This window comes from Dickeya sp. MK7 (assembly GCF_000406305.1).
GTDB lineage: Bacteria > Pseudomonadota > Gammaproteobacteria > Enterobacterales > Enterobacteriaceae > Dickeya > Dickeya fangzhongdai.
In genome coordinates this window covers 2,930,013-2,950,966 of sequence record NZ_CM001984.1, presented here as the reverse complement: position 1 = coordinate 2,950,966, position 20,954 = coordinate 2,930,013, and the positions used below count along the sequence as shown (strand labels likewise).

The 20,954-nt window shown below is 58.0% G+C and carries 7 protein-coding genes; all 7 read left to right on the top strand.

Going from position 1 to position 20,954, the window contains the following annotated elements:
* Positions 1-13: 13 nt before the first annotated feature.
* Complete coding sequence (locus tag DXXMK7_RS12765) at positions 14-283, top strand: acyl carrier protein (protein ID WP_038919430.1); 270 nt, start codon at positions 14-16, stop codon at positions 281-283.
* Between the two features lie 71 nt (positions 284-354).
* Positions 355-2,259, top strand: a complete 1,905-nt coding sequence (gene fabD / locus DXXMK7_RS12760) for an ACP S-malonyltransferase (RefSeq protein WP_071605210.1) — start codon at positions 355-357, stop codon at positions 2,257-2,259.
* Positions 2,260-2,262: 3 nt separating this feature from the next.
* Positions 2,263-9,225 (top strand): non-ribosomal peptide synthetase, encoded by a 6,963-nt coding sequence (locus tag DXXMK7_RS12755; RefSeq protein WP_038919427.1) that lies wholly within the window; start codon positions 2,263-2,265, stop codon positions 9,223-9,225.
* Between the two features lie 103 nt (positions 9,226-9,328).
* Positions 9,329-12,820, top strand: a complete 3,492-nt coding sequence (gene solG / locus DXXMK7_RS12750; protein ID WP_038919426.1) for a solanimycin non-ribosomal peptide synthetase SolG — start codon at positions 9,329-9,331, stop codon at positions 12,818-12,820.
* Complete coding sequence (locus tag DXXMK7_RS12745; RefSeq protein WP_038919425.1) at positions 12,817-18,594, top strand: non-ribosomal peptide synthetase; 5,778 nt, start codon at positions 12,817-12,819, stop codon at positions 18,592-18,594. Before solG ends, DXXMK7_RS12745 begins: the two co-directional genes overlap by 4 nt.
* A 143-nt stretch (positions 18,595-18,737) precedes the next feature.
* Entirely contained in the window at positions 18,738-20,018 is a 1,281-nt protein-coding gene (gene solI, locus DXXMK7_RS12740; RefSeq protein ID WP_038921024.1) for a solanimycin biosynthesis cytochrome P450 SolI, read from the top strand.
* A gap of 304 nt (positions 20,019-20,322) precedes the next feature.
* Positions 20,323-20,865, top strand: a complete 543-nt coding sequence (locus DXXMK7_RS12735; protein ID WP_050569998.1) for a MaoC family dehydratase — start codon at positions 20,323-20,325, stop codon at positions 20,863-20,865.
* The last annotated feature ends 89 nt before the right edge of the window (positions 20,866-20,954 follow it).

Genomic DNA, 20,954 nt, shown 5'->3' with positions numbered 1-20,954 from the left:
AAGGAGAGAAGAAATGGATGCTCAGAAAGAGATTCTCGCGGTGGTGCTCGACATTATTAACGGCATCAAAAATACCGGGTTTACGCCTGATGTCGTGGAGTTGGATTCGTTTATCGGCGGCGAGCTTGGCGTGGATTCGGTCGAGATGCTGGAGTCCTGGTACGAGATCGAGAAGCGGCTCCACATCAAGGTCAACGACGGCGATAAGCGCGGTATTTACACGCTTGGCGACCTGATCGGCACGATTGAGGCCCATCTACCGGCAGAGGCTGTCAAGTCCTGACCCCGCGAGCGGCTGGTGGGATAAGCAAGCAACGTTAAGTGACAATCCTAGGGAACAGTAATAGGAGATTTATGTCTTCTTCAATTTGGGTATTTCCTGGTCAGGGATCGCAGCAGAAAGGGATGGGGGATGGGCTGTTTGAGCGTTTCCCCGAACTCGTCAGAGAGGCCGACGACGTGCTCGGTTTCTCGATTCGAGAGCTGTGCCTCAACGATCCACAGGGCGTACTTGGTGAGACGGAATTCACCCAGCCAGCGTTGTTTGTTGTCTCAGCGCTCGGGGTTCTTGCCAATCGAAAAGACGGCGTGGACGCGCCGGACTGCTATGCCGGTCATAGTCTGGGGGAATTCGCCGCGCTGTTTGCGGCAGGGGCGTTTGACTTTGCCACCGGCGTCGCGCTGGTAAAAGAACGCGGTCGGCTGATGTCGACAGCGCCGCGCGGTGCGATGGCCGCCGTTCTGGGCATCGAGCTGAATCAGGTGACGGCGTTACTGGCTGCGTCACCGTTTAGCGGCATTGATATTGCCAACATCAACTGCGCGCAGCAGATCGTCATTTCAGGGCTGTATGATGACATTATTGCCTGTGAAACGCTGTTTACCGCTGCGGGTGCGCGTTATATCAAGCTGAATGTGAGTGCGGCGTTTCACTCGCGCTATATGCGTGATATCGAAGCCCGGTTTGCGCAGTTTGCCCAGCGTTTTACCTTCAATCCGCTCAATGCGCGGGTGATTTCCAACTACACCGCGCATGACTATCCCACATCCGATTACCTTGAGCTGTTGGCGCGCCAGATAAGCCACCCGGTCCGCTGGTACGAAAGTATGTCGCGGCTGTTGGCGTCTGGCGAGGTCAAACAGCACGAAATTGGGCCGGGGCAGGTGCTCACCAGCCTGTTTGCGAAAATCAGCGCGCAACCGATGGCGCTGGCGGATGAGACGGCGCCTACGGCCAAAAACGTTGCCAGTTCCCCCGCCGCGCATGCATCCAACCATGCATCCAACCCCGGCGTGGTGTTTATGTTCGGCGGGCAGGGCTCGCAGTATTACGGTATGGGGCATGAGCTGTATCGTCGGAATGACGCGTTCCGCAGCCAGATGGACATCTGCGATGCCCTGTGTCGCCAACACACCGGCTACAGTTTGCTGGATACGCTGTATGACGACGCTCGCCGCCATCTGCCGCTCTCTGATGTGGCGTTGTCGAATGTGGCGTTACTCAGCGTGGGCGTCAGCCTGAGCCATATGCTGAAAGCCGAGGGCGTCAAACCTGACGCGGTCCTGGGATACAGCCTGGGAGAGTGCATCGCCGCGGTCGTCGCCGGCGTACTGACGCTGGATGACGCCATAAAACTGGTGGTGTCGCAGGCGCACTTACTGCGCGATAAAAGCGCAGGCGGCGGGATGATGAGTGTGCTGGCGCCGGTAGCGCATTTCCATACCCATGCCGCGCTGTATCGGGGAACCGAGTTAGCCAGCATTAATTTCCAGAATAACTTTGTGGTCAGCGGCAATCGGGCGAGCCTGTCGGCGCTCAAAGAACGTCTGACGCAACGGGACGTTATCTCGATGCTGCTGCCGGTTGAGCAACCTTTCCACTCGTCCGGCATCGCCGCCATCGAGACGGATTTCCGGGCGCTGGTCGATACCTTGCCGAAACATCCCCCCGAAATGACGGTTTACTCCGCGCTGCTGGGGACGTCGGTTGAACGATGGGATAGCGAGTATTTCTGGCGCGTCCTGCGTGAACCGGTCGATTTCTACCGCTTAATGCAGGGGTTGGCGGCGAAAGACGAGGCATTTTTTATTGATCTCAGCCCAACAGGCACCCTGTCAACGTTCATCAAATACGGTTTTGCCGCGCGCATTCAGCACGGCGCTGTCATCAATCAATTCGGCAGGAACGCCGAAAGCCTATCCAACTTACTGAATGTTATAAAAAATCATTCCAGGCAAGTTGTCACGGAGGGAGCCTGACCCATGGCTATCACGCAGGAAAATATGCTCTTGTCGCGTAAGGACACTGCCGTGGCGTATTGGCAGCGCTATCTTACCGGGGCGCAAACAACGGCCAACGCCAACCTTGTTAATGCCACGGAGAGCGAGGATGCCAAGGCCGCACTATCCTCCGCTGCGCAAAAGGCCGCACTATCCTCCGCTGCGCAAGAGGTCGGTGTGCTCGTCTCCCACGTGGGGCGGGCGCTGAGTACCGAACTGCTGGCGCTGGTGCAGCGTGAGTCCACTTCGTGGGATGTGTTGATGACGGCGGCATGGGCGCTGCTGTTAAGTAAGCACAGCGGCGAGGAGGAGGTGCTGTTCGGCAAGCGCTTTGCTGCCAGCGACGCAGGGGAAGACTGTTCCTTGCCGTTGCGGTTGACTATTGATGGCGACCGCTCCTTGCAGCACTGGTTTGGCGATATTGCTGCCGTGTTTGAGCAGCATCAGCGCCATGCCGATCTGATGCCGGATGCCTTTGCGCACGGTGTCGGTTCCCCATCCAACCCACCGCTGTTTGAATCACTGATCGGTGTGTATGACGAGCAAGGCCCGGAGCAGGAAAGCCCCGTCGAGCCGGTGCCGCTGCAGCTTATCGTGCAGACCGGGACGACGTTGTCGTTAACGCTGCACTATCGTCAGGGCGAGATGAGCGATGCGGATGCGCATAACATTCTCAATCGGTTGCAGCAGCTGCTGTCCAGCTTTGCGCAAGGCAGCGAGCGGACAGTGGGTGAACAGTCACTGCTCAGTCGCGCCGAAAGTGAACGCGTTATTCACGAATGGAATGCGACCGAACTCGATGTGGCGTTGGATCGCTCGCTCTACGCCCTGTTTGCCGAGCAGGTCGCGGCCAGAAACGACGCCACCGCGCTGGTGGCCGGTGATGAGCGGTTAAGCTATCGGCAGCTTGCCGAACGCGTCGAACGGATTGCCGCAGGGCTACGCCGTGTCGGCGTGACGCAGGGCGATCGCATCGTGCTGAGTATGGATAAAACGCCGAACCTGATCGCGTCCATGCTGGGTATCATCAAGTTAGGGGCCGCTTATGTGCCCGTCGGTCTGGATGCGCCGGCCGAACGTCGCGCCTTTATCATTAACGATGCGAACGTGCGCTGGACGCTGACCAGCCGGGCCGATCGGTCAAATTTCGACGAAGACGCAAGCAGCGCCTTGCTGTGGGTTGAGGATTATCTGCAGCAGGCGCAGCCGGATGGCGGGCAGCGTGAGGATGCGTCCGCTGACACCATCGATCCGCACACCATCGATCCGCACACCATCGATTCGCACGCTATTGCCTATATCATCTATACCTCTGGCACAACGGGCACGCCGAAAGGCGTGGAGATAGCGCATCGCAGCCTGATCAATTTCTGCGCCTGGTGCGAACACATCGGGATTTTTAGCGTCGGACAGCCCATTACCCAGTTCGCGCCTTATACCTTTGATGCGTCTGCGGGCGAAATTTTCGGTACCTTGACCCGCGGCTGTGAACTGCATCTGCTGTCGAATGCGGTGATCCAAAACCCGCCGGCGTTGATGGCGTACATGACCCAAAACGACATTCGTTTCTCGGCGTTCCCGCCGCCGTATCTCACGCACTTAGATCCGGCTCTCGTGCCGCAAGGCATGACCATTTTGACCGCGGGTTCGGCACCGACGATCGGGCTGATTGAACGCTGGAGCGAGCGCTGCCGGTACATCAATGGGTATGGCCCGACGGAAACCACCATTATGTCGTCGGCATGGATGCGTGGCTTTGAGCAGAGCCAGGATACCCGCCTGAGTATCGGGCGGCCGATCGCCAATACCCGTATGTACGTTGTCGATAATCTGGGCCAGCTTTGTGCGCCCGGTATGGCGGGTGAAATCTGGATCGGCGGTGAAGGCGTCGCGGTGGGGTACATGAATCGCCCTGAATTGACCGCCCGGCAGTTTATCGCCGACCCCTGGGTTGCCGGGGGCCGAGTCTACCGCACCGGCGACATCGGGCGCTGGTTTGACGATGGTCGCATCGAGTTTCTTGGCCGCCGCGATCACCAAATCAAACTGAGCGGGTACCGTATTGAGCTGGGTGAAATCGAGTCGCGGATTGCCGCGCTTGAGCACATCAAAGACGCTACCGTTGTCGGTATCACGCCGGGTGGCGGCGAAGCGCGGCTGGTGGCGTATGTGGTGCCCGAGGCGGGTCGCAGCGGCGGTGCGATTGCGCAATGGCGCGAGGCGCTCGTCACGCAACTGCCCAGCTATATGATCCCGGCGGCGTTTGTGGTGATGGAGTCGCTGCCGCTGACCGTCAACGGCAAGATCGATCGCAAAGCCTTGCCGCTACCGGACAACAGCGCTTACGTGCAGCGTGACTTTGAAGCCCCCCACGCCGGTACGGAAGCGACGCTGGCGCAGTTATGGCAGACCATTCTTGGCGTGCATCAGGTCGGACGGCAGGACAACTTCTTCGAACTGGGCGGCCATTCACTGTTGGCGATGCAACTGCAAGCGATGCTGCGCGAGCAGCAGCTCTACACCGATGCGCCAACCATCTTCGCTCATCCGGTGCTGGCCGATCTGGCGGCACAGATTACCCATCAGGATGATGCTTCGCAGGCGTGGGTGGTTCCGGCTAATCGGGTGACGCCGGAAACCACGGCGCTTCATCCGGCGCTGTTCCCGTTGGTGTCGTTATCTCAGCAGCAGATAGACCAGATCGTGGCCCGCACGCCCGGTGGCATCGCCAATATTCAGGATATCTATGCGCTGGCGCCGCTGCAGGAAGGCATCCTCTTCCATCATCTGTTCGATGACGCCGGCGACCCCTATCTTCAGTGTGGCCACCTGTCGTTTACGCACCGACAGACGCTGGACCGATACCTGGAGGCTATTCAACGTGTTATCGATCGCCATGATATCTTGCGTACCGCGTTTATCTGGCAAGGCCTGGAGACGCCGGTGCAGGTTGTGCTGCGCGATGCACGTTTGCAGGTCACAACGCTCAGCGTTGACGCCCGGCATGGCCCGGTGGTGGCGCAGATGAAGGCGCGCTTTGATCCTCAATCCAACCGCATCGATCTCACCCAGCCGCCGCTGCTGCGCATGGTGGTAGCCTACGACGACGAGCGGGCATGCTGGCAAGCGTTGATGTATATCCATCATTTGGTGGATGACATTCCCTCATTGCAGATGTTGCTCGCTGAGATTCAGGCATTCCTCACTGGCAAGGGGGAGAGTTTGCCTGCGCCGGCGCCATTCCGTCATCACGTGGCGCGCCTGCAACAACGTAGCGATACCCAGCAGCAACTGGCCTTTTTCAGCGACATGCTGGCAGATATCACCGAACCGTCGGCGCCGTTTAATCTCAAGAGCGGCCATCTTAACGGCCAGCGCATCAGTGAAACACGGCGTCCGCTTGAGGCTGCGCTTGCGCAGCGGCTACGCGCTCAGGCCCGCCGCCTTGGCGTCAGCGTGAGTAGTCTGTGCCATTTGAGCTGGGGACGGGTGCTGAGCGCCGCCTGCGGCAGCGATAGCGTGGTGTTCGGCACGGTACTGTCGGGGCGTATGCACGGCGAGAACAGCGATAAAATCATGGGACCGTGCATCAATACGCTGCCGTTGCGTCTTGACGTGGGGGAGGTGTATGCGGTTGATGCTGTGCGTCAGACGCATCAGCGTCTCTCCGCGCTGATAAAACATGAGCACACTACCTTATCGCTGGCGCAACAGGGCAGCGGCATTGTGGCGCCGACGCCGATGTTCAGTACGGTGTTCAACTACCGTCGTAACCGCCCGACAGACGTGGACGTGTTAGGGGGGATTGAGTTTGACGGCGTGGCCTGGCACGGCTTTGACGAGCGCACCAATTATCCTATCTCGATTTCTGTGGATGACGCCGACGTCGGCTTTGATATCGGCGTTCAGGCGATTGAGTCGCTGTCTGGCGAGCGCATTTGGGGTTACTTCCAGCAGAGTATGCTTAGCCTGGTGGAGGCGCTTGAAGTCGAGGCCATCGCGTCTGCCGCGCCGGTGCCGCTGTATGAACTGACGGTGCTTCCGCCAGAAGAGCGCCGGCATCTGCTGAAAAGCTGGAATGATACGGCGCTGCCGTTCCCGGCGATGACGATGATTCATCAGTTGTTCGAGCAACAGGTCGCGCAACACCCCCAGGCGCCGGCGCTGCAAATGGGCAACGTCCGCCTCAGTTATGCCGAGCTTAACCAGCGCGCCAACCGGCTGGCACACTACCTGATAGCGCAGGGCGTGGCCCCGGATACGCGCGTGGCGGTGTGTACGGAACGCACCGAAACCATGCTCATCGCCTTATTGGCGATCCTCAAAGCCGGGGGTGCCTACGTGCCGCTCGACCCTGAATATCCCGCCACCCGGCTGGCCTATATTCTTGAGGATGCCACACCGAAGGTACTGGTGGTTGACCGGCGTGGGCGCGACCTCTTTGGGTCTGCGACCGGCGGTGATGTTACGGTGGTCGATCTGGAGCGTGACGGCGCACGTTGGGAAGAACTGCCTGGCGGCAACCCGGATGCGGCAATGCTCAACGCCAGACATCTGGCGTATGTGATTTACACCTCGGGGTCGACCGGCAAGCCGAAAGGCGTGATGGTTGAGCATCGTCAGGTGGTCAACTTCCTCACCGGGATGCAGGCGTTATTCCACCTCAGCGCTGAAGATTGCCTGCTCTCCGTCACCAGCATTTCATTCGATATTGCCGGGCTGGAGCTGTATTTGCCGTTGATGACGGGCGCGTCGATTGTGCTGGCGAGCCGTACTCAGGCGATGGATCCTTACGCGCTGCTTAATCTGTTGCAAACCCTGAATATCACTATCATGCAAGCCACGCCGACCACCTGGCGCTTGCTGGTGGATACCGACCCAACGCCACACCCGCAGTTGAAGATTCTCTGCGGCGGCGAAGCGCTGCCCAGTGATTTGGCCCGGCGTCTGCATGCCTTCGGCGAGTCACTGTGGAACCTCTACGGACCGACGGAAACCACGGTGTGGTCAACCTGCAATCGCGTCAACGCAGAGGACGTCACGCAATACAACCAGTCGATTGGCCGTCCGATTGCCAACACGCAGGTCTACCTGCTGGACAGACACGGCAAACCGGTGCCGATGGGCGCTATCGGAGAGCTGTATATCGGCGGTGACGGCGTTACCCGTGGTTATCACCAGCGCCCGGAGCTGACCGCTGAGCGTTTTATCCCCGATCCGTTCTCAACCGATCCGACCGCGCGTCTCTATCGTACCGGGGATTTCGCGCAATTTATGGACGATGGACGGCTGATTTTCCTCGGACGTACCGATCATCAGCTGAAGTTACGCGGGCATCGTATCGAACTGGGCGAAATCGAAGCGCGGCTGTTAAGCCATTCCTCGGTGCGTGAAGCGGTGGTGGTTGCCAGAGAAGATATTTCCGGGGAGACGCGGTTGGTGGCGTATGTGGTTCCCGGTGCGACCGAAGAGCGTGCAGCAGAGCCATCGCCCGACAGTAATCACCTCGATTTTAGCCTGTTCTTCTTCGGCGCGCATACTGATGCCCGACAGGGATATCACCATTGCGCCGAGGTGACGGAGTTCGGCGATCGGCACGGTTTCACCGCCGTGTGGACGCCGGAACGTCACTTCCACAGTGTCGGCGCGCTGTTCGCTAATCCGGCGCTGTTAAGCGCCTCGCTGGCGGCCAGAACGCGCCATATCCAGCTGCGCTCCGGCAGCGTGGTGTTGCCCTTGCACGACACGCTCTGCGTAGCTGAAGACTGGTCGATACTGGACAACCTGTCGAACGGCCGTGTCGGTATCGGCATCGCTTCCGGCTGGAATCAGCGGGATTTTGCGCTGGCGCCGCAGAACTACGATGCGCGTTGGGATGTGATGTATCAAGGCATTGAGGAACTGAAAACGCTGTGGCAGGGCGGTAGCGTTTCTCGCCGGGATCATCATGGGAATGACATCTCGGTACGGATTTACCCCACGCCGGTGCAAAAGGAGCTGCCGATATGGATAACCGCTGCCGGCGCGCCGGAAACCTTTGAGTATGCAGGCCGCAGTGGGGCGAATTTGCTGACCCACTTGCTGACGCAGAATATCGACAAGCTGACTCACCATATCGGGATATACCGCACGGCGCGTGAAAACGCGGGGTTCGACCCCCGCACCGGCACGGTGACGGTGATGATCCATACCTATCTGGGGGAGAACCTTGACGAGGCATTAACGCAGGCCAAAGGACCGTTCCTTGATTATCTGGAAGGGCATCTCAGCTTGCTCTCGGGCTGGCTGAAAGAGCAAAACATTCACCTCGATACGCTCCCCAGCGCGGATAAACAGAGCATGCTGGAGTTTGCGTTCAGGCGTTATACCCGTGAGCTGTCATTTATTGGTACGCCGGAATCCGCGCTGTCTGTGGCAGAGAGTCTGCAGGAAGCGGGGGTGAATGAGGTGGCGTGTCTGATCGATTGGATCGTGCCTGAGAATGCGTTATCGGCGCTGGAACACCTGGTGACGCTCAAAGGCATGGTTCAGAGCCTGTTTAGCCGTAAGGCATTGCGTAAACACCTGCAGGATGGGTTGCCGGATTATATGGTGCCGGCCGCCTTCGTGACGCTCAAAGCGTTACCACTGACGCCGAACGGCAAGATAGACCGTAACGCCTTAGTGCCGCCGGATGAGATGTCTTTCGCCCGGCGCGCGTATGTTCCGCCACAGGGGAACATGGAAATCACGATGGCGTCTATCTGGGAAGAACTGCTCGGTGTCGAGCGGGTCGGCCGTCATGATCACTTTTTTGAACTCGGCGGATATTCGCTGTTAGCCGTGCGGTTGATTGAACAGTTGCGCCGCAGGGGACTCAGTATCGAGATTCGCACACTTTTTGACACGCCTATTCTGGCAGACATTGCGGCCAGAACCATTGAGCTTGCGGAGACCCGACTGTGAGCAGGCTATTTCCCACATTTTTGCCAGACGGCCCTGACGGTTTCGTCGCATTGCATTACGTCAATCACTATCGACTACACGTTAGTATCACGGAGGATAAAGAATGAGCGATTTCGAACAATTACTGCTGACGTTGGAACAGGCAAAGATCTCGATATCGCTGGATAACGAGGATTTGGTTATTACTTCAGCCAAAGGCGCGCTAACCAGCGAGATTAAAAGTGCGCTACGCGAGCACAAAGCGACTATGGTGAACGCTCTGCGTAATGGGAAACGCCTGTCAAACGCGTTTGAGGTGGTGGTGCCCGAGAACAAGATTACGCCAGAGACGACGGTGATTACCCCTGAGCTGTTGCCCCTTATCGACTTCACGCAGAAAGATATTGATCACGTGGTCGAACAGGTGCCCGGCGGCGTGAGCAATATTCAGGATATCTACTCGCTGGCGCCGCTTCAGGAAGGGATTCTGTTCCATCACATGCTGGCCAGCAACGGCGACCCGTACCTGCAAACAGGGCAGATGACGTTTGATAGTCGCGAAAAGGTAGACAATTACCTTGCCGCGGTACAACAGGTTATCGATCGTCACGACATCATGCGCACCGGTTTTTACTGGGAAGGGGTATCGACCCCGTGCCAGGTGGTGCAGCGTCAGGCGACACTGCATGTGCTGGAGGTGGACTTGGATCCGGCCGACGGCCCGATCGCCGCACAACTGGCCGAGCGTTTCGACCCGTCACATTACCGCATCGACCTGGCTAAGCCGCCGTTACTGCACGCGTTTGTCGCTTATGACAAGCACAGCGAACGTTGGGAGATGTTCCGCGTGCTGCACCACCTGATCGATGACATTACCTCGGTGCTGATCCTGTCGGCCGAGATCCATACCTTTTTGGCCGGGCGCGGCCACACGCTGCCCCCGGCACAACCGTTCCGTCGCCTGATTGCGCAGGTTCGTCTTGGTAAGAGCCCGCAAGAGCATGAACGGTATTTCCGCTCGACGCTGGCGGATATCGATGAGCCCACCGCGCCTTATGGCCTGGTCAATATGCTGGATGACTTCGAGATAATCGAAGTCACGCGCAAGGTTCCCCAGCGTTTGAACGACACCCTGCGTGCGCATGCGCGTCGTCTGGGGGTGAGCCTCGGCAGTATTTGCCATCTGGCCTGGGGCCAGGTACTGGCCTGTATCAGCGGTCAGGATGCGGTGGTGTTCGGTACCATTTTGTTTGGCCGTATGCATGCCGGCGACGGCGCCGACCAGATCATGGGGCCATTCATTAATACGCTGCCGATCCGTCTTGATATGTCCGGCGTAAGCGTGGAGGACAGCGTACGCAACACCCACAAACGGCTGGCGGAACTGCTGAGTCATGAGCATGCCTCACTGGCATTAGCGCTGCGTTGCAGCGGCGTGAGCAGCTCCACACCGTTATTCAACACCCTGTTTAACTATCGCCATAACCGCGAGTCGGAAAGTAAGTCGCTGGATTTTGTGGTGCCGGAAGCCGATCAGTGGGATGGCTTTGAAGAGCGCACCACCTACCCGATCACGCTGTCGGTGGACGACTACGGCAGCGCGCTGGGTCTGAATATTCAGGTGGTGGACTCGCTGGATCCCGAACTGCTGTTCGCCTATACGCAACAGGCGCTTGAGAATATCGCCAGGGCGCTGGATCACGCGCCCAATACGCCGATGCAGCAGATCGCGATTCTGCCCGAGGCCGAGCGCCATTTACTGCTGAATGAATGGAATAATACCGACAAGGTTTACCCTGATGTGACCTATACGCATCAGATGTTCGAAGCGCAGGTGAAACTGACGCCAGCGGCAACGGCGCTGCGCTTTGGCGATCGTGAGCTGAGCTACGCAGAGCTGAATGCCTTGTCCAACCAGCTGGCGCACCATTTGCACCAGCAGGGCGTCAAACCCGATGATCGCGTCGCCATCTGTCTGGATCGCAGTATCGAGATGGTGGTGGGATTGATGGGGATCATCAAAGCGGGCGGGGCCTACGTGCCGCTTGACCCCGATTACCCGCAGGAGCGCCTGTCCTACATTCTGCAAGACTCGGCGCCGAAGCTGTTGTTGCTCGACAAACGCGGTCGTGAGGTGACCGCTGCACTCGATACCGCCGGTATCGTTACGCTTGAGCTGGATGCGGCGTCTCTGGCGCGCTCATCGTTGTCGACAGCATCGTTATCGCCCGCTGAGTTGGGGCTGACGTCGCGCCATCTTGCCTATGTTATTTACACCTCTGGCTCGACCGGCAAACCCAAAGGCGTGGAAAACGAACATCGCGGGCTGATCAACCGCTTGCAGTGGATGCAGGATGCTTATCAGCTCGACGGCAACGATGCCGTATTGCAAAAAACCACCTTCAGCTTTGACGTGTCGGTGTGGGAGTTCTTCTGGCCGCTCTCCGTCGGCGCGACGCTGGTGGTTGCCCCTCCGGGCGCGCATAAAGATACGCAGGCGCTCGCCGAGGTGATTCAGGCCAACAACATCACCACCCTGCACTTTGTCCCCTCGATGCTGAACCTGTTTCTGGCCAACGACAGCGTGGCGGCCTGCCGTTCACTGCGCCGCATTGTGTGTAGCGGCGAGGCGCTGAGTTCCGCCAGCGTGGCCCGTTGTCACAAATTGCTGCCGGACACGGCGGTACACAACCTGTATGGACCGACGGAAGCGGCCATCGACGTGACGTCATGGACCTGCCCGAAAGATTTGCCTGAAACCGCTACCGTGCCGATTGGCCGCCCCATCGCCAACCTGCGTATCTATTTGCTCGATCAGCACCTGCGCCCGGTGCCGCGCGGCGTGGTCGGCGAGTTGTACATCGGCGGGGTGGGGGTGGCGCGCGGATACCTCAACCGGCCTGACCTGACGGCGGAGCGCTTCGTTAACGACCCGTTTGTCGCCGATGCCGACGCCCGGATGTACCGCACCGGCGACGTGGCGCGCTATCTGGCGGACGGCGATATCGAGTACCTCGGACGTAACGATAACCAGGTCAAAATCCGCGGTTTCCGTATCGAATTGGGTGAGATCGACGCAGAGTTATTAAAACAGCCGTCGATTGGTGATGCCGTGGTGGTGGCCCGCGCAGATGCGCAGGGTGATTTGCGTCTGGTGGCGTATGTGGTTCCTGATGCGCAAGCGCAGGCCGACGGCCTGAGCATCTCTGACCAGATCGCGCAGTGGCGCAGCAGCCTGGCGGCGCAGTTGCCGGAATACATGGTGCCTGCGGCATTCGTCAAACTGGATCAACTGCCGCTGACGGCCAATGGCAAGCTGGATCGCAAAGCGTTGCCGCAGCCCGATGATTCGTCGTTCTCTCGTCGTGCCTATGAAGCGCCGCAAGGCGATGTTGAAATCGCGATGGCGGAGCTGTGGCAGGAGTTGCTGGGCGTTGAACGTATCGGACGCCACGACAATTTCTTCGAACTGGGCGGCCATTCGCTGTTGGCGGTGCAATTAATGGAGCACCTGCGCCAGCGCGATTTAAGTACGGAGATCCGCGCCTTATTCGATAGCCCGACGTTGGCTGAGCTGTCCGCTCGCACCATTGAACTCGACGAGATGAGATTATGATCGATTTTGATGACCTTTTGCAGACACTGGATGAGGCCAACATCGCCCTATCGCTTGATGGTGAGGCGCTGGTCATCAAGGCAGCAAAGGGGTCGTTGACCCCTGATATCAAGGCGGCGTTGCGGGAGCACAAACCGGCTCTCGTTGACGCCCTGCGCCAGGGAAGAACGTTGTCCTCGCAAGGCGGGAATCAGGGTTCAAACGCGCCGGTGAATCCGATCACGCCGGCGACTACCCACCTGACGCCAGATATGCTGCCGCTGATCGATCTGACTCAGGCCGATATCGCGCATATTGTCGCCAATGTGCCGGGCGGTGTGGTGAATGTGCAGGATATCTACGCATTGACGCCGTTGCAGGAAGGGATCCTCTTTTTGCATCAGTTGAGCGACAAGGGCGACCCTTACCTGCAGTTTGCCAGGATCTCGCTGGCGAACCGCGAGGTGATGACGCAATACGTGCAGGCGGTTCAGCAAACCGTAAATCGGCACGACATTCTGCGCACGGCATTTTTTTCGCGCGGGTTGTCGCGCTCGGCACAGGTGGTGCTGCGTCAGGCACGCGTGCAGCTCACTGAAATTGAACTGGATCCGGCCAAGGGTCCGATTATGGCGCAATTGGTCGAACGCTATCATCCATCGCATTACCGTATTGACCTGACTCAGGCGCCGCTGCTGAGTTTGTATACCGCGCAGGACCCGCAAAGCGGGCGCTTTGACATGCTGATGTTGCTGCATCATCTGATCGATGACATCGCGTCATTGCAGATCATGATTCAGGACATTACCGCGTTTCTGCTGGGCCGTGGTCAGCAATTGCCCGCGCCGCAACCCTTCCGCCGCCTGATTGCCAGCGTGCGTAACGGAACGACGGAGGCGGAGCACGAGCAATTTTTCCGTCAGATGCTGGGTGACATTGATGCCCCGACCCTTGCTCTCGGCATGTCGACGGGAACGGCAAACAACGCCAGCGTGGTGGAGCTGCGCCAGAATGTCGAACCGGCTGTTGTCGCGCGTTTGCGCGCGCATGCGCGTCGCCTCGGCGTCAGTATGGGAAGCCTGTGTCATCTGGTGTGGGGGCAGGTGATGGCGCGCGCCAGCGACAGCGATACGGTGGTGTTCGGCACCATCCTGCTGGGCCGTTTGCAGGCCGGGGAGGGAGCCGATCAGATCATGGGGCCGTTCATTAATACGCTACCGCTCCGCCTTGATCTGGGGAATGTGGGCGTGGAAGCGAGTGTGCGCTTAACGCACAAGCGGCTGGCGGCATTACTGAGTCATGAACACGCTTCACTCAGTCTGGCCCAGCGTTGCAGCGGGATTGCACCGCCAACGGCGTTGTTTAACGTGCTGTTCAACTACCGCCACAACCAGCAGGCTGAAGACGAAAGCGTGGATGTGTCCGGTGAACGTGATGACGTTGAATGGCACGGCTTTGAAGAGCGTACCGATTACCCGCTGACCGTGTCGGTGGATGACTTTGGTGAGACGTTGCGTTTGAACGTGCTCGCAGCGGCGCCGTTATCAGCGCAGCGGATTATTGGCTATCTCCAGCAGACCATGAAAAGCCTGGCCGAGGCGCTGGACAGCAATCCCGCGACGCCGATGCATGAACTGGAGATTCTCCCGGTCAGCGAACGCACCCAACTGCTGGTTGACTGGAACGCGACGGCGGCGTCTTATCCCGCGCAGGAACCCGTCCACCGCGTGTTCGAACAGCAGGTGTTACGTACACCGCAAGCGGTGGCGGTGATTGAGGGTGAAGAGCAGATTAGCTATTGCAGCCTGAATCAGCGTGCCAACCGTCTGGCGCAGACGCTGATTGCCCGTGGCGTCCGGCCGGGGGACGCGGTGGCGCTGCTGCTGCCGCGTAGCGGCGCATTGCTGGCGGCGACGCTGGCGATACTCAAGGCGGGCGCGGCTTACGTGCCGCTGGACCCGCTGGCGCCGCCAGAGCGCTTAACGTGGATTATTGAGGATTGCTCTGCTCGCTTTCTGATAAGCGATGCCCACCAAGAGCCGGCGGCGGCCATCAACCTGCCGGTGATTGATGTCAATAGCCCCGAGGCGGCGCAGGCGAGCGACGGCGCGGTAAGTGACGACGCGGTAAGTGACGACAAGGTAGAGGTGCGGGTTTCCGCCAGCGCGCCGGCCTATATCATCTACACCTCCGGTTCGACCGGCGTACCGAAAGGCGTCGTGGTGCCGCATTACGCCATTAACCGATTGGTGATAAACAGCGGCGTCGGTGTTTTTGCGCCCGGCGATCGCATGGCGCTGGCGGCCAACACCGCCTTTGACGCCAGCACGTTGGAAATTTGGGCGCCGTTGCTCAATGGCGGCAGTTGCGTGGTGATTGATCAGGATACCTTGCTCACGCCGGCACGGCTGGTGCGCACCCTGCAGCATCAGCGTGTGAACCAGATGTGGCTGACTGTGGGCTTGTTCAATCAGCTTTATAACGAGCTGACCCCGGTTCTCGCCCAGTTCACGTCGCTGTTTATCGGCGGTGATGCGCTCGATCCGAACATTATTGCTCAGGTGCTGCGCACGGTGCCGTCGGCGAAGCTGGTGAATGGCTATGGCCCCACTGAAACCACCACCTTTGCCACCACCTATCCGATCCATGACGTGGCGACCCATGCCGCCGGCATTCCTATCGGGCGCCCCATCGGTAATACCCAGCTCTACGTGCTGGATAAGCATCGGCATCCGGTGCCATTAGGCGCCATTGGCGAGCTGTATATCGGCGGGGACGGCGTCGCGCTGGGTTATCTGAATCGTGATGACCTGACTGCCGAGCGTTTCGTGACCAATCCGTTTGTGGCCGACTCGCCTGCCCGCCTGTATCGCACCGGCGATCTGGTGCGCTATCAGGACGATGGCAACCTGATCTTTGTGGGGCGTAACGATCAACAGGTCAAGCTGCGCGGTTTTCGTATCGAGCTGGGTGAGATTGAGGCGCGTCTGACCGAACATCCACAGGTCGATAACGCGCTGGTGCTGGCGGTGGATAACGGCAGCGGCAAGCGTCTGGCGGCCTACGTCGTCGGCGCGGACTTGCAGGCTTCTGCGCCGGCATTCGCTGAGGAGGTATCCCTTGAGGAAATGCTGCGGGATTACCTCAGCGAGCGCTTGCCTGACTACATGGTGCCCGCGCGTATCGTCGTGCTGGCGCAATTCCCGCTTACCGCTAACGGCAAAGTGGATCGCAAGGCGCTGCCAGCGGTTGAGTTCAGTGATGCCTCCACCTATCGGGCGCCACGCAATGCGCGCGAAGCGGTGCTTTGCGAGCTGTATGCCGAATTGCTTCAGCAGCCGCAAGTCGGCATTGACGATGACTTCTTTGCGCTGGGCGGACACTCGATTCTGGCTACCGGATTGATCGGGCGTATTCGCGCCAGGCTGGGTATTGAGCTTCCGGTGCGCGTGCTATTTGAAAACCCGACGGTGGCGAGCCTGGCGAAACAGCTTGATGATCACGCCAACGTGCGCCCGCCGTTAAGGAAAGTTGAGCCGCGTCCAGAACCGGTGCCGGTGTCCTACGGCCAGCAGTTGATGTGGGTTGGGCAGAATACGCGTGGTGATAACTCATCGCTCAATACGCCGATTGTCGTCTCGCTTGAAGGCGAGTTGGATCAGGCGGCGTTAACCGCCGCGCTGTACGATCTGGTGGAACGCCATGAGCCACTGCGCACCCGTTTTGCCGTGGTGGACGGGCAACCGGTGCAGGTGATCGAGCCCTTTGCCGCCGTACATTTGGATATCCCGTATACGGAAGTGAGCGCAGAGCAGACTCAGCAGGCGGTGTTTGCGGCGATTACCTCGGTGTTCGATCTGTCGGTTGATCTGCCGTTTCGCCCTGCAATACTCCGGGTGGGGCCGCAGACGCACATTCTGGTGATGCTATTCCACCATATTGCCTGTGATGCGTTTTCACTGGCGCCGCTGACTCGGGATCTCACGCAGGCTTATCAGGCGCGTCTCGCCGGTCACGCGCCGCAGTTCACCCCGCTGCCCGTTCAATATGCCGACTACGCGGTGTGGCACCGTGAACTGCTCGGCTCTCCTGATGACCCGAACAGCGTATTTGCCGAGCAGTTGGCGTACTGGAAGGCAACGCTCGCGGGCTTACCCGCGACGCTGGCGTTGCCGGAAGATTACCCGCGGCCGGAAAAACCCAGCTATCGCGGTGAGATGCTGCCTTTGCAGATCACTGCCCGTTTGCACCAGCGGCTGAGTACCCTGGCGCGTGAGCGCAACATGACGCTGTCGATGGTATTGCAGGCGGCGCTCGGCATCTATTACACCCAGATTGGCGCAGGCGAGGATATCCCGCTGGGGGCCGTTTCAGCAGGGCGCAGCGACGAAGCGTTGAACGATCTGGTGGGATGCTTCCTGACGCAGTGGGTGATGCGTGTTGATACCTCTGGAACGCCCCGGGTTAATGAGGTGCTCGAACGGGTACGCACGCAGGCGTTAAGTTCGTATGGTCATCAGGATATTCCTTACCTGAAACTGGTCGGTGAGTTATTGCCGGTGCGCTCGCCGTCGCATTACCCGCTGTTCCAGACCATGATGATCCTGCAAAACGCCCCATCGGAAACCTTTGCGGTCCCCGGTCTGGCGGCGCAGGTCTACCCCGCCCACAGCGGGAATGCCAAGTGGGATCTCTATGTCATGCTGTATGAAAAATATAGCGAGGAAGGGGAGCCGCTGGGAATGGAGGGCATTCTGGAATATGCCGTCGATCTGTTTCGCCGGGAAACGGCCGAGCGTATGGCGGCCGGCTACCTCGCAACGCTTGAAGCGATGGTCGCCAACCCTGATGCGCCGATAAACCAGCTCAACGCGCTCACTCACTCGATCGACGCCGGTGAGCCGCAACGCCCGGCAGCAGGCCAGACTTTCGCCGCGACGGCTGATTTCAAGCCGCTCATCACGTTGCAAAAAGGTACCGCCGATAGCACACCGCTGTTTTGTGTGCCCGGAGCCGGCGCGAGCGTCACGGACTTCCTGCCGTTCGTGCAGGCGTTGCCCGGCGGGCAGCCGGTTTATGGCCTGCTGCCGAAAGGGATCGACGGGGTTGGCGAACCGGATCCGTCGGTTGAGGCGGCGGCGATACGTAACCTTGCGGCGATGCGTCAGGCGGGTATCGGCGAGAAGACGCCCGTTCACCTGCTTGGTCACTCTTTTGGCGGGCAGGTGGCCTTCGAGATGGCGAGCCGATTGGCGGCTCAAGGCTACCGGGTGGCGTCGTTGACGCTGATCGATTCCGAAGCCCCGTCTGGCGGCAAGGAGGCGGCCGTCACGCCGAGCCTGGCTGAGTGCATGCGCGAGTACGTTGAGAGCATCGGCTTCACCTTAGAGATGACGCTGGAGATGGATGAATCCCTTTACGCCGGTCACGACATTGAAACGATGCTGTCGGCTGTGCACCGGCATCTTCATCGCGTGGGGAAAATACCGGCCCATTCCTCTTCACGATTACTGCAAGGTCCGTGGCAAACCTTTTATGCCGCGAGACAAACGCATTATCTACCGGCGGCGCACTACCACGGACAGGTCAACCTGATACAGGTGCGCGATCCGTGGATGAATACCGAAGCGGATCTTCAGCGCCGACATGACGATGCGGCGGCATGGGCCCGCTGGGCCAACGAGCTTGAAACCATCGCGGGGCCAGGGCAGCACTTTACGGTGTTGAAAGCCCCCCATGTGACCGAGCTGGTGCGATGGTGGCGTCAGTATGTTCATGCAGGCGCGGATCAATAAAGGTTTGCGCTTGCGTACCAGGGAAGGTGCCGGGGCAGGGTTCGCCAGGTGGCTCCTTCTGCAGTTACGTGCTGTAGCGCTATCGAGGCACGCTATCGGCAGTGCTATAGCACATTCTCTAGAAACACAATGAGTGGATGAAAATGACGAAACAATTACAGGATGTTGTTGAGGATGTTAATGCTATCCCGTTAGAGAAAATTAACCCTGCGCGTCGGGATCGGTTTGTGAATGCGACTGAATTGCCGGTGTTTGAGCGTCTCAGACGTGAAGACCCGGTGCATTTCACGCCGGAAAGTGAGTTCGGGCCTTACTGGTCAGTAACATTGTGGGACGATATTCGCACGGTTGGCAATAATTACCACGATTTCACCTCCACCCAGAATATCGATCTGAAATCGCTTGAAGAGAAGGAGAAACTCGAAGCGGCGATGCAGGCTCTGGGTCATGAGCGGCGGAAAAATGTGGGTTTCATTACCATGGATCCCCCCGAGCATACTAAACACCGCAAGGCGGCGGCACCGTCGGTGGCTCCCTCCAACCTGGCTCAAATGGCGCCGATAATGCGTGAACGTGCGGGCATTATTCTCGACGGCTTGCCGATTGGCGAACCCTTTGACTGGGTGGATCGAGTCTCCAAGGAGATGACGGCGACGGTGCTGGCAACGCTGCTCGATTTTCCTTTTGAAGAGCGCCGTAAGCTGACGTATTGGTCTGACCTACTGATGTTTGAGCCGGGACATGGTCTGGTGAAAAGCTGGGAGCAAAAGGCGGAAGAAACCGTTAAATGCTATCAAGTTTTTGAGGAAATGTGGGAAAAACGCCGTAATGCACCGCCAAGCTATGACCTTATCTCAATGTTGGCCCAGCATCCCGACACGCGCGATATGACGTTAGAGCAGTACCGTGGCACCATTGTTCTGCTGATTATCGGTGGTAACGACACGACGCGTAACACGATTTCAGGCAGCCTTTACTTGCTGGATAAATATCCCGCCGAGTTTGCCAAGCTCAAGGCCAATCCTAAGCTGGTGATGCCAATGATATCGGAAACGCTGCGTTTTCACCCGCCAGTCAATTTTATGAGCCGTGTTGCCACCCGCGATGTTGAAATTCGTGGCAAAAACATCCAGAAAGGCGACCGTGTCGTGATGTGGTATGCGTCTGGCAACCGCGATGCCTCGGCGATTGAAGAACCTGATACCTTCAGCATCGACCGTGAGCGCGCCCGTCGGCATCTCTCCTTTGGTGTGGGTATACACGCCTGTATTGGCAGTCGGCTGGCTGAAATGCAACTGACGATTATCTGGGAAGAAATTCTCAAGCGTTTTTCCAGAATAGAGGTATTGGAAGAGCCAGAACGTAATTATTCTAATTTTTTACATGGTTTTGAAAATCTGAAAGTCATTATTCATAAAGAGTAACTTTCTTCTCCGGAGTCTGGTGACAACACCAGTGGAATATAGTCTGGAATACAGTGTAAATAACCAGAAATGGGACGGCGATATCCGTACATCCTTATCGGTATCGCCGTGACTGGAATTATTCATTATTTTAAAATTTTCGTATGTGGCGAGAGCGGGATAATACCGACTGGATTGTTTTTGTATAGATGTTTTATATCTTTAATTCTAACCAATGGTTGCGTATGGAAAACACAGTTGATTGGAATGCTTAACTGTTGGCATCCGGCGGATCTGTTCATGTTGGTAAGGGAGACTCGTGGATATGCGAGATGAAAATTATTTAAACGGCTATGTGAATAGTGCTAACGAGTACTTTATCGGAAGCGACGTAAGGGATGAAAGACCACCAAAACTGTATTTTGATGATCTTAAAGTCGGTCAGGTTTTTCATAGTTCCGAGTATTATGTCAGTGCGGAAGAAATAGCTGAGTTTTCGATAAAATATGACCCGCAGCCCTTTCATATAGACGATGACCTGGCAAAGGATTCCATCTTCAGAGGCCTGGCGGCGAGTGGCTGGCACACCGTAAGTATTACCATGAATCTACTGGTTAAAAGCTTGCCTCTGGCACATGGCATCATTGGTAAAGGGGTGGAGAAGATCAACTGGCTTCGCCCTACGCGGCCCGGTGATATATTACGAATAAGGGCAAAAATTACTGAAATAGATATCTCCCCAGCCAAACCGGATAGAGCGTTGATGACGATTCATATTTCTACCATCGGCCAGGATAATAAAATCCGTCAGGAGCTGCTTGGTAAGCTTCTTATATTTCAGGGGAGTGGTACGGCCAAGGCGCCTTAACCATGACCCTGTAATGAGGCTGCATGGTGTGAATGAATTTTTCATGCTTGCTGTTTGTTTATAACGGTAAGTTTTCCATAACGATTGAC